Origin of the sequence: Rhizobium alarense (assembly GCF_021555155.1) — a bacterium.
In the GTDB taxonomy this organism is placed as follows: domain Bacteria; phylum Pseudomonadota; class Alphaproteobacteria; order Rhizobiales; family Rhizobiaceae; genus Rhizobium_D; species Rhizobium_D alarense.
The window spans coordinates 1-11,877 of record NZ_JAKGBU010000117.1; the positions used below are offsets into that span (position 1 = coordinate 1).

General features: G+C 62.6%; 9 protein-coding genes and 1 pseudogene. 4 read left to right on the top strand and 6 right to left on the bottom strand.

Features of this window, described 5'->3' with window-relative positions; genetic code table 11:
* The 4 genes from cyoD to cyoA form a co-directional block, all read right to left on the bottom strand.
* The coding region (cyoD, locus tag LXM94_RS23880; RefSeq protein WP_235774087.1) for a cytochrome o ubiquinol oxidase subunit IV at window positions 1-345 on the bottom strand (345 nt) is incomplete at its 3' end.
* Window positions 342-962, bottom strand: a complete 621-nt coding sequence (gene cyoC, locus LXM94_RS23885; protein ID WP_235774089.1) for a cytochrome o ubiquinol oxidase subunit III — start codon at window positions 960-962, stop codon at window positions 342-344. The genes cyoC and cyoD, both read right to left, overlap by 4 nt.
* 4 nt (window positions 963-966) lie before the next feature.
* Window positions 967-2,970 carry a cytochrome o ubiquinol oxidase subunit I gene (gene cyoB, locus LXM94_RS23890; protein ID WP_235774091.1) on the bottom strand — a complete coding sequence of 668 codons (2,004 nt, stop codon included), beginning with the start codon at window positions 2,968-2,970 and terminating at the stop codon, window positions 967-969.
* 103 nt (window positions 2,971-3,073) lie between these two features.
* Complete coding sequence (cyoA, locus tag LXM94_RS23895; protein WP_235774093.1) at window positions 3,074-4,207, bottom strand: ubiquinol oxidase subunit II; 1,134 nt, start codon at window positions 4,205-4,207, stop codon at window positions 3,074-3,076.
* A gap of 288 nt (window positions 4,208-4,495) precedes the next feature.
* On the opposite strand from cyoA, the gene LXM94_RS23900 reads away from it, so the two are divergent.
* From LXM94_RS23900 to katG, 3 genes are all read left to right on the top strand, one after another.
* On the top strand, window positions 4,496-5,821 hold the full coding sequence (locus tag LXM94_RS23900; RefSeq protein ID WP_235774095.1) for an MFS transporter: 1,326 nt from the start codon (window positions 4,496-4,498) through the stop codon (window positions 5,819-5,821).
* A gap of 528 nt (window positions 5,822-6,349) precedes the next feature.
* Window positions 6,350-7,819 (top strand): MJ1477/TM1410 family putative glycoside hydrolase, encoded by a 1,470-nt coding sequence (locus LXM94_RS23905; RefSeq protein ID WP_235774097.1) that lies wholly within the window; start codon window positions 6,350-6,352, stop codon window positions 7,817-7,819.
* A gap of 237 nt (window positions 7,820-8,056) precedes the next feature.
* Window positions 8,057-10,240 carry a catalase/peroxidase HPI gene (gene katG, locus LXM94_RS23910; protein WP_235774099.1) on the top strand — a complete coding sequence of 728 codons (2,184 nt, stop codon included), beginning with the start codon at window positions 8,057-8,059 and terminating at the stop codon, window positions 10,238-10,240.
* 757 nt (window positions 10,241-10,997) lie between these two features.
* On the opposite strand, the gene LXM94_RS23915 is transcribed toward katG, so the two are convergent.
* The gene (locus LXM94_RS23915) at window positions 10,998-11,141 is read right to left on the bottom strand and encodes a hypothetical protein (protein WP_235774101.1); all 144 of its coding nucleotides are present in this window, start codon (window positions 11,139-11,141) and stop codon (window positions 10,998-11,000) included.
* Here LXM94_RS23915 and LXM94_RS26235 point away from each other — a divergent pair.
* A complete protein-coding gene (locus LXM94_RS26235) occupies window positions 11,092-11,442 on the top strand; it encodes a hypothetical protein (RefSeq protein ID WP_235774103.1) in 351 nt (116 codons plus the stop codon). The genes LXM94_RS23915 and LXM94_RS26235 overlap by 50 nt on opposite strands.
* Window positions 11,443-11,572: 130 nt before the next feature.
* Here LXM94_RS26235 and LXM94_RS23925 read toward each other — a convergent pair.
* Window positions 11,573-11,877 (bottom strand): annotated as a pseudogene (locus tag LXM94_RS23925) (ABC transporter permease); the annotation flags it as partial.

The window sequence follows — 11,877 nt, forward strand, 5'->3', positions numbered from 1 at the left end:
GTTGAGGTGGTGCATGACCCACAGCGAGCCGGCGAGCGCGATGCCGACAATGATGAGCGTGAAGATCAGCGCCATCAGGGTCCAGCCGCCTTCCGAGCGCGGGTTCATATGCAGGAAATAGACCATGTGCACGACGATCTGCACGACGCCGATGCCCATGACGATGACAGCGGTCAGCAGCTTGTTGTCCAGTACCCCGGCCATGACCAGCCAGAACGGAATGGCCGTCAGAACCACCGACAGGACGAAGCCGGTCATGTAGCCCTTGAACGAGCCGTGGCCGGCATCGTGCCCGTGGCTGCGGGCGTGATGGGCGTGGGAGGCGCTTTCGTGGTGCGAGCTCATCCGAGGACTCCCAGCAGATAGACGAAGGAAAAGACGCCGATCCAGATGATGTCGAGGAAGTGCCAGAACATCGACAGGCACATCAGTCGCCGCCGGTTTTCAGCGCTGAGGCCGTGCTTCGTGACCTGCACCATCAAGGTGATCAGCCAGATCATGCCGAAGGTGACGTGCAGGCCGTGCGTGCCGACCAGCGTGAAGAACGAGGACAGGAAGGCCGACCGTGTCGGACCGGCACCTTCGTGAATGAGGTGCGTGAACTCATAGAGTTCCAGCGCCAGGAAGATCGCGCCGAACACGCCGGTGATGCCGAGCCAGACCAGCGTTTCCATCTTGGCGTTGCGCTCCATCTGGAGCATGGCGAAGCCGTAGGTAATGGAGGAGAAGAGCAGCATCGCGGTGTTGACGGCGACGATGCCGAGGTCGAACAGGTCGGCCGGCGACGGGCCTGCTGCATAGTTGCGGCCCAGCACGCCATGCGTCGCAAACAGCACGGCGAAGATCAGGCAGTCGCTCATCAGGTAGAGCCAGAACCCCAGCATGGTGCTGTTTTCCGGATGATGCTCTTCCGTCAGGTAGAACTGCGGCTTTTCAGTCTCTTGGACATGGGTCACGCTCATCGTCTCAGGTCCGTTCCGCGAGCAGTTTGGAGCGCGCATCCTCCGTCGCCGTCACGGTCTCGGCGGGGATGAAAAAATCGCGGTTGTAGTTGAAGGTATGGGCAATCGACACCGTGACGATGCCGATGAAGGAGAGCGCCGCCAGCCACCAGATGTACCAGATCAGCGCGAAGGCGAGAATGACGCTGATGCCGGCGAGGATGACGCCCGTACCGGTGTTCCTCGGCATGTGGATCGGCTGGAAGCCTTCGAGCGGGCGCTCGTAGCCGCGGTTCTTCATGTCGTACCAGCTGTCGTGGTCGTGCACGACGGGCGTGAAGGCGAAGTTGTAGTCCGGCGGTGGCGAGGACGTCGACCACTCGAGCGTGCGGCCATCCCAGGCATCGCCCGAGGTCTCGCGCAGCTGGTCGCGCCGGAGAAAGCTGACGACGAGCTGGATGAGGAAGGAGGCGATGCCGAGCGCGATCAGGAAGGCGCCGAAGGCGGCGATGATGAACCAGATCTGCAGCGACGGATCCTCGAACTGGCTGACGCGGCGGGTGACGCCCATCAGGCCCAGCATGTAAAGCGGCATGAAGGCGAAGAAGAAGCCGATCTGCCAGAACCAGAAGCTCATCTTGCCCCAGAACGGATCGAGCTTGTAGCCGAACGCCTTCGGCCACCAGTAGACGAGGCCGGCCATCAGTCCGAACAGCACGCCGCCGATGATGACGTTGTGGAAGTGGGCGATGAGGAAGAGCGAATTGTGCAGCACGAAATCGGCAGGGGGGATCGCCAGCATGACGCCGGTCATGCCGCCGATGACGAAGGTCACCATGAAGCCGACCGTCCACAGCATCGGCAGCTCGTAGCGGATGCGGCCGCGATACATCGTGAAGAGCCAGTTGAACATCTTTGCGCCCGTCGGGATCGAGATGATCATGGTGGTAATGCCGAAGAAGGCGTTGACCGAGGCCCCCGAGCCCATCGTGAAGAAGTGATGCAGCCACACGATGTAGGACAGGATCATGATCACGCAGGTGGCATAGACCATCGAGGCATAGCCGAAGAGGCGCTTGCCGCAGAAGGTAGCCACCACCTCGGAGAAGATGCCGAAGGCGGGCAACACGAGGATGTAGACCTCCGGATGGCCCCAGATCCAGATGAGGTTGATATACATCATCGGATTGCCGCCGAGGTCGTTCGTGAAGAAGTTCGTCCCGACATAACGGTCGAGCGAGAGCAGGGCGAGCGTGGCGGTGAGGATCGGAAAGGTCGCGACGATCAGGATGTTGGTGCAGAGCGAGGTCCAGGTGAAGACCGGCATCTTCATGAAGGTCATGCCCGGTGCGCGCATCTTCACGATGGTCGCGATCAGGTTGATGCCGGAGAGCGTCGTTCCCACACCCGCCACCTGCAGGCCCCAGATGTAATAGTCAACGCCGACGCCGGGACTGTAATCCGCGCCCGAGAGCGGCGGATAGGCGAGCCAGCCGGTGCGCGCGAACTCGCCGACGAAGAGCGACATCATGACGATGATCGCGCCGCCCGTCGTCATCCAGAAGGAGAAATTGTTGAGGAAGGGGAAGGAGACGTCGCGCGCGCCGATCTGCAGCGGCACGACATAGTTCATGAAGCCGGTGACGAAAGGCATCGCCACGAAGAAGATCATGATCACGCCATGGGCGGTGAAGATCTGGTCGTAGTGGTGCGGCGGAAGGTATCCTTCACTGCCGTTGAAGGCGATCGCCTGCTGGATGCGCATCATGATGGCATCGGCAAAGCCGCGCAGCAGCATGACGATCGCCAGGATGATGTACATGATGCCGATCTTCTTGTGATCGACGCTGGTGAACCACTCGCTCCAGAGGTAGCCCCAGAGCTTGAACTTGGTGATCAAGGCGAGAATCGCGATGCCGCCGAGGACCACCGCCGCGAAAGTCGCGACGAGGATGGGCTCGTGATAGGGGATCGCTTCCAGGGTAAGCCGGCCGAAGAGGAATTGCGTGAGGTTGATGTCGCCGAACATGGGGTCGTCCAAACTCTATCGACTGCGGCCCGCGGTCCGGCGGGTCGTGGTTTCTACAGATGTGTGCCGGAACCGTGGGAGCCGGATCCGGCAGAGAGCACCCTCAGGGTGTCCTGCGCGGGCCGTCTTTCGAAAACGCCGTCGCCGGCAGCGTGCCGTCCGCATCGAGCGACAGCACCTCGCCGGGTTCGCCGCGGCAGATGTCCTGTTCAAGGAGAAGCGCGAGTTCCGCCGGAAGAGCAGTGCTCGGGCGCGGGCCTTCGGCGAAGCGGTTGTCGTGCTCCAGCCGTTCCTTGTTCTCGTGGCTTTCGACGCCGCCACCGCCCATCCTGTCGATGTGCATCATGTCCTTCATGCACATCTGGCCGGAGCGCACGCACATGTTCAGCACGGCGTCATAGAGACCGTCCTCGACGGAGGCATAGTAGCGCACCGGCTCCTTCTCGCTCGGCTTTTCGAGCTTCAGGTAGGCGTCGCGGTTGAGCATCGTGCCGTTCTGCCTGACCTGCGTGACCCAGGCGTCGAACCCGGCCTGGTTCACCCCGTGGAACTTGAAGCGCATGTGGGAGAAGCCGTCACCGCTGAAGTTGGACGAAAGGCCCTCGTATTCCCCTGCCTTGTTGATGACCGCATGCAGCTTCGTTTCCATGCCCGGCATGGCGTAAATCATGCCGGCGAGTGCCGGAATGTAGAAGGAGTTCATCACCGAGGAGGCGGTGAGCTTGAAATTGATCGGCACGTCGACGGGGGCGGCCATTTCGTTGACCGTCGCGATGCCGTAGTCCGGATAGAAGAACAGCCACTTCCAGTCGAGCGCCACGACCTCGACGGTGATCGGCTTCGTGTCCGCGCTGACGGGCCTGGCTGCGTCGATCCGGTCGAGCGGCCGGTAGGGGTCGAGCTTGTGGGTGCTGACCCAGGTGATCGCGCCGAGTGCGATGATGATGGCGAGCGGCGCAGACCATATTATGACTTCGAGCCCCGTCGAGTGATGCCATTCGGGGTCATATTGGGCGGCCGTGTTCGACTGGCGGTAATGCCAGGAGAAATAAAGCGTCAGGCAGATGACCGGCACGATGATGACCAGCATCAGGATCGTCGAAACGACGATCAGATCCCGCTGCTGGGCGGCAATATCGCCGGACGGCGACATGACGACCATGTTGCAACCCGAAAGCGTCGAGAGCATCAGGGGAAGGATGATCGATAGGCGGGCTAAACTGAATGACGTCGGCATTTCGGGCTCAACTTGCGTTCTGTCTAGTCGGCAATAATCGGGCGCGGTCGCACTTGGAAATGAGGTGCTTCGTCGCAGCGCAGCATTCTGTCGCAGTGCGGTAGGAATTTAAGGCTGTCCCTAGCAGCAAATTTGTACTAGCGCAATTTTGACGGCCTTTCCGCCGGCGAAAGCCAACGGACGCCGGCATCCGCAACGCGTGCGGGGTTCACGCGTTGCGCATTCTTGATATCGGGTGTCGATTAGTCAACACTCCAGGAACATGGTGCACCTCGCTCGGAGACATTCATGAGTTCGTCCGTCAATCCGACATCCTCTGGTCTGGAACGGGATGCCCGCCGCATGCATGATGACGACCGGCCCTTGTCGCCGGGCAACATCGCGATCGGCGTGGTTATCGGGCGGGCGTCGGAGTTCTTCGACTTCTTCGTCTATGGCCTGGGTTCCATTCTGGTCTTCCCGAAGCTGATTTTCCCCTTCGCCGGCAGTGCGGTGGCCGCGACGCTGATGTCCTTTGCGCTGTTTCCGCTGGCCTTCCTCGCGCGTCCGGTCGGCTCCTTCGTCTTCATGTGGGTCGACCGCAACTACGGACGCGGCACGAAGCTTACGATCGCGCTGGTCATCCTCGGCGGCTCGACCGCCTCCATCGCCTTCCTGCCGGGTTACGAGACGATCGGATACTGGGCCGTGGCGCTGCTGGCGCTCTTCCGGCTCGGCCAGGGTTTTGCGCTCGGCGGCGCCTGGGACGGTCTCGCGTCGCTCCTGAATCTCAGCGCGCCGCCCCACCGCCGCGGCTGGTACGCGATGATCCCGCAGCTTGGCGCTCCAATCGGCTTTGCGCTGGCCAGCATTCTCTTCGGCTACATGGTGAACAACCTTTCCGAAGCGGACTTCCTTGCCTGGGGCTGGCGTTATCCCTTCTTCGTCGCCTTCGCGATCAACGTCGTGGCGCTCTTCGCGCGCTTGCGCATCGTCGCCAGCAAGGAGTTCGGCGCGGCGATGGAGGCGCAGGAGTTGCAGGCCCGGCCGATCTTCGAAATGCTGAGCAAGCATAGCATGGATGTGGTGCTCGGCGCCTTCGTGCCGCTGGCGAGCTTTGCGATGTTCCACCTCGTCACCATCTTCCCGCTCAGCTGGGTGACGCTCAATGGTGGGCAGTCGGCGGCAGAGTTCCTCCGGGTTCAGGTTCTCGGAGCGGCCGTCGGCGCGGTCGGCATCGTGCTGTCCGGTGTGCTGGCAGACAGGATCGGACGGCGCAACCAGCTGATGCTCGGTGCCATCCTGATCGCGATCTTCAGCTTCTCGGCGCCGTTCCTGCTCGATTCCGGCGGCAGGGGCCAGGATGCCTATATCCTGATCGGCTTCGCCATCCTCGGCCTCACCTTCGGCCAGTCCTCCGGCGCGGTGTCCTCGCGCTTCACGCAGTATTATCGCTACACGGGCGCGGCTCTGACCTCCGACCTTGCCTGGCTCGTCGGTGCCGGTTTCGCGCCCCTCGTGGCGCTCGGCCTCGCCAGCAGCTTCGGCATCGTCTTCATCGGCGGTTATCTGATTTCCGGCGCAATCTGCACCATCGCCGCCCTGACGCTCACGCGGGCGCTCGACCAGTACTAGATTCAGGCGTGGACGCTGGAAAGTCGGCCTGTCGACGCCGCAATATCCGTTGCGATCGGGCCGGTCTTCCGCACCTCACGACGGTCGTTTCTCAGCCGTCTGGCCCTGGTCGGCGCAGACGATGCGCCTGATCATCGTTCGAATGCCGCCCGGCGCAGGTGGTTCGCCCTGAAGCTTCGCGATGCGCGCATCGGTTTCCCCCGCGCGCGCAGTGTCCCACGGCGAGGCAATGGAGCGTCCACGGGCCTCCGAATGCGTCATAGGGACTCTGCCTGTCGACCGGCGTGTCCCAGCGGCTGCTCCCTGTCAAATTCCCTGTTCCGGCCCTCTCGTTCACAGAATGAAATTCTGAAGCGATCTGCCGAGAATGCAGGAGCAGAGATAGCTTATCCAGTGCCGGAATTGTCCGGTCACCGTTCTGTCGTCTTAACGCCATTCACACCACTCTTCTGCTTCTGTGACACAATCAGGTGGCTCGGGCAGGTGGCTCGGGGCGGATGGCCGATCGTGGCGGAACGGGAAGAGAAGATGATAAAATTCAAGACCTCCACGGGAACTGTCTCGGTCGACAACTGGGGCTACGAGTTGCAGGGAAAAAACGGCAATCCGCTCGACGTCTCGCTGCTCGCATCGGCGACGCATGACCTCCTTGTGGTCGACGCGTCACGCGACGGCACGAATGCGCTCCGCTTCTCCGAGGGCGAGGTCACCCGGATGAAGGACGGCATGGGTGGTCGGTCGGTAGTGGTTTCCTACGTTTCGATCGGCGAAGCCTCGGATTTTCGCGACTACTGGCGCACCGGCTGGACCTCGACGGGTGACGCATCCGGCAAGCTCACGGGCAAGGCGCCGGACTGGCTCGGACCGGTCAATCCCGATTGGCCGGAGGGGCGCAAGGTGCGCTACTGGGACGAGGATTGGCAGAAGATCATCTTCAATGACCAAAAGACCGGCGAGATCGACGCCATCGTGAAGGCGGGCTTCGACGCAGCCTATCTCGACATCGTGGACGGCTACTATTTCTGGGGCGAGGAAGTTTCGGACAAGGACAGGGGAACGGGGGACCCTGCAAATGTGAGGCAGGCGGCGAAACGTATGGTGGACTTCATCGTCGCGCTCACCGAGCACGCGCGCGAAACCAATCCGGACTTCTTCGTCATACCGCAGAACGGCGGATGGATTCTCAACGACCTCGGAAACGATCCGGCGCGCAAGAAGGCCTATCTCGACGCGATCGGCGGAATCGCCGTGGAGGATCTCTACTACGGCGGCAACAAGGACGAGAACAACGCGCTCAATCCCGACGAGGAGATGATCCGGATCCTCAAGCGGGATTTCCTCGACAAGGGAAAACCCGTTTTCGTCGTCGATTATGTCAATGGCAGCAAGCGTGTCGCCGAGTTTACCAAGCTGGCCCTGGAGGACGGCTTCATTCCCTTCGCGTCGCCGGACCGCGACCTCGACCGCCTGGTTGGCACCCATGACGGTGATCCGGCCTATATCCTGCCGACCGGGATAGCGGACACATTGCGCGGCTCAACACTCGCCGACGCGATCAACGGGCTCGGCGGCAACGACGTTCTCAGCGGCCGCGCGGGCGACGATACGTTGAGGGGCGCGGCAGGCGACGACCGGCTGACCGGCGGCAGCGGCGCGGATCAGCTCTACGGCGGCTCCGGCGCCGATACCTTCGTCTTCCGGTCGATCCGGGACTCTGCCGCAACGCCGTCGGGCCGTGACATCATCGCCGGGTTCCTGCGCAAGCAGGGGGACACGATCAGCCTCACGGGCATGGATGCAGACACGACGAAGGGTGGCGACCAGGCCTTCAACTTCATCGACGGCGACCGCTTTTCCGGCAAGGCCGGTGAACTGCGCGTCATGAGGAAATCCGGAGACACGTTCCTTTCGGGCGATGTCGACGGTGACGGCGAGGCCGATTTCTCCATCCGCGTCGACGGCAAGGTCGCCTTCGTCGAGGCGGATTTCATTCTCTGACCCACTGCGGACGTGTGTCGGACTGTTCCATAACCTTATCCTATCGTGACAATCAGTAAATTGAACTTAAACTGATCGGACGCTTCCGTTAAAAGGAAGGAAGGGGAGGGCGCGCGCCGGCCCTTGTTCGCTTGCCGACCGGGCAGCGGACTCTAGCCTGACGCGCGGCCAAGCCGAGACATCCGAGACAGGCCGCCCTCCGAGCGGCGAGCCAGTGAAGCAACGAGGAAAAGACCCATGGACCAGAAAACCGAAACGGCGGGCAAATGTCCCGTCGCACACGCGCCGTCGCGCGGCAGATCGAACCGCGACTGGTGGCCGAACCAACTGGATGTTCAGGCTCTTCACCAGCACTCCGGTCGTTCCGATCCGATGGGCGAGTCCTTCGACTATAGGGAGGCGTTCAAGGCGCTCGACCTCGACGCCCTCAAGAAGGATCTCCACGCACTGATGACGGATTCGCAGGACTGGTGGCCGGCCGACTTCGGTCACTACGGCGGCCTGTTCATCCGTATGGCCTGGCATAGCGCGGGCACCTACCGCATCACAGATGGCCGCGGCGGCGCCGGAATGGGGCAGCAGCGCTTCGCGCCGCTCAACAGCTGGCCGGACAATGCCAATCTCGACAAGGCCCGCCGGCTGCTGTGGCCGATCAAGCAGAAATATGGCAGCAGGATTTCCTGGGCGGATCTCATGATCCTCGCCGGTAATGTCGCGCTCGAATCGATGGGGTTCAAGACCTTCGGGTTTGCCGGCGGCCGTACCGACGTCTGGGAGCCGGAGGAACTGTTCTGGGGCCCGGAAGGCACCTGGCTCGGCGACGAGCGCTACAGCGGCGAACGGGAGCTCGCCGAGCCGCTCGCGGCGGTGCAGATGGGGCTGATCTACGTCAATCCGGAAGGCCCGAACGGCAACCCGGATCCCGTCGCCTCCGCGCGCGACATTCGCGACACCTTCGCCCGCATGGCGATGAACGACGAGGAAACCGTGGCACTGATCGCCGGCGGCCATACATTCGGCAAGACGCACGGGGCGGGCGACCCCTCGCTGATCGGCGCAGATCCGGAGGGTGCCGAGATCGAGGATCAGGGCCTTGGCTGGAAGAGCTCGTTTGGCACCGGCGTCGGCAAGGACGCCATTACGGGCGGTCCTGAAGTCACGTGGTCGCAGACCCCGACCCAGTGGAGCAACTATTTCTTCGAGAACCTGTTCGGCTTCGAGTGGGAACTGACGAAGAGCCCGGCCGGTGCCCACCAGTGGAAGGCGAAGAACGCCGGGGCTTCCATCCCGGACGCCTTCGATCCCTCGAAGCGGCAGGTGCCGACCATGCTGACCAGCGACCTCGCGCTGCGCTTCGATCCGATCTACGAGAAGATCTCGCGGCGGTTCTTGGAAAACCCGGACCAGTTCGCCGACGCCTTCGCCCGCGCCTGGTTCAAGCTGACCCACCGCGATATGGGCCCGAAGGTTCGTTACCTCGGTCCGGAGGTGCCGGCGGAAGACCTGATCTGGCAGGACGTCATCCCGGCCGTCGACCACCCGCTGGTCGATGAAAAGGACGTCGCTGACCTCAAGGCGAAGGTTCTGGCCTCCGGGCTCTCGGTGCAGGAGCTGGTTTCGACCGCCTGGGCGTCTGCCGCGAGCTTCCGTGGGTCCGACAAGCGCGGCGGCGCCAACGGTGCGCGCATCCGCCTTGCGCCGCAGAAGGACTGGGAAGCAAACCAGCCCGAGCAGCTCGCCCGGGTTCTCGGCGTGCTCGATGGCATCCGGCAGGCGTTCAACGCGGCCCAGGCCGGTGGCAAGAAGATATCGCTCGCCGATCTTATCGTGCTCGCCGGTGCTGCCGGCGTCGAAAAGGCGGCGAAGGCCGGCGGCCACGACGTCATCGTGCCGTTCGTGCCCGGCCGCATGGATGCCTCCGAAGCACAGACCGACGCAGCCTCCTTCGCCGCGCTCGAACCCCGTGCCGACGGCTTCCGCAACTACGTGAACAGCAACCGGATGCAGTTCATGAAGCCGGAAGAGGCCCTTGTCGACCGTGCCCAGCTCCTGACGCTGACCGGTCCGGAAATGACCGTGCTCGTCGGCGGCCTGCGTGTCCTCAAGGCGGGCAATCCCGAGCACGGCGTCTTCACCGGCCGTCCGGGAGCGCTGACGAACGATTTCTTCGTCAACCTGCTCGACATGGACACGACCTGGGCGCCGGCCGCCGGCAAGCCGGGCGTCTATGAGGGCCGCGACCGCAAGACGAACGAAGCCAGGTGGACCGGCACGCGTGTCGACCTGATCTTCGGCTCGCATTCGCAGCTTCGTGCGCTGGCGGAAGTCTACGCCGCGTCCGATGCGGCCGGCAAGTTCGTGAAGGACTTCGTCGCCGCCTGGAACAAGGTGATGAACGCCGACCGTTTCGATCTCGTCTGATCGGCAGAGGCGTCCGGACGCAGCCTGGCTGCGTCCGGCGATTTTCCTTGCGCAGGATGCCGCACGTCAGCGGCGGCGGTTTCCCGGCAGAGGAGGGCAGGGACGTTGCGTCGCGGCTTTTTGCCATCAGCCTGGCTGCGAGGCGCGCTCGCGCATCGACATATGGACGGGTCGGGTGCGCCCGTCGCTTTTGCTCAGAAAACGCTTCGTGGCAGTTCATTCGAAATTGAGACCCGGTGACGATAAATGCGGCCGGGTTTGCCGCGTATTCCTGGATATTTACGCGAGCTCCCACGCATGAAAAATCTTCACCCTTAGATTGCAGAATATTACTTGAACCTTTTTTCCTGTTAATTGCACGATGCCAAAGTTGGAAGTATCCTCAGATAGGGTGGAGGCGTTATTGCGTCATACATCGCTGCATTCAAGGTTAATTCCGACGCATTCAATCCGGACAGGCGGCTCAATAAATATAAAAAGTTCTTAATTTAAAGTTTTATAATTATATCCTTTTGTCGACATTGATATCGGTAGGACTTCTGTGGAAGTTCCTTGTGTGGCGTCCTGTCAGGTGAATGGATACCGGGTGCGCGGCGTGGGATTTGACGGCTATGATCAATCTTCCTAAAATACTGCTGCCTGCCGTGATGCAACGCAGGGTCAGGCCCATCCCTGCGGATGTGCGCTGTCGGAGCGCCTGAAACCTGCATGCAAAGCGCGCGGGACAGCGCACCGGCGCCGGCCGGGGTCTGGTCGGTCATTTGACGTAACCCCTCAACCCGACGGTATGCGCCACCGCCTTTATCGCCGACGGCGATTTCACCCACGCGACCGGCAGCTTCAACGGCACGATCGACTCGCTCACCTTCGGCACGGGGCTCGACCACACGGTGTCCGGCACGGCAGACTTCTCCTCGACGGAATTGGGTCTTGCAAGCCAACTCTTCGAGATCGGATTCTCGCCGGTCCTGGACGACACGTCGAGTGCCGGCGGTACGGGCGACCTCGTCCATGACCTGATCTACGGGCTGATGACGGGCACGGCGGCTGACGATCTGGAAGCCGTCTTCGATGCCGACTCGATCGTCTTCAACGGCAGCGATGCCGGCGACGAGACCTTCGTTGGCGGAGCGCGGGCCGACCAGCTCTACGGCAATTGCGGCAACGACGTGCTCTCGGGCGCCGGCGGCGCTGACATCTGAGCGGCGGTGAGGGCAGCGACACGCTCGACGGCGGCGTTGGAACAGGACCGGCGAACCCGTTCCGATACCTGAGATTGCCCGCGGCACCGAATGCGCGCGGGACACCGCGATCGCTTGGGCCGCGTTGCGGTCATCGCTCGAACGGTTCGCCGAGCGAGGCGACGCCGTTGAGCTTCAGGAGCCGCCGGTCGGCCGAGATGATGCTGAGCACGATGATCGTGACGATATAGGGCAGGCTGGAGAGAAGCTGCGAGGGCACGTCGACGCCGGTTGCCTGCGCTGCGAGGCTCATCAGCGACACGGCGCCAAAGAGGCATGCGCCGAGGAAGATGCGGCCCGTCAGCCAGGTGCCGAAGACGACGAGGGCAATCGCGATCCAGCCGCGCCCGGCGATCATCCCGTCGGCCCAGAGCGGCGTGTAGACGGCTGCCGCAT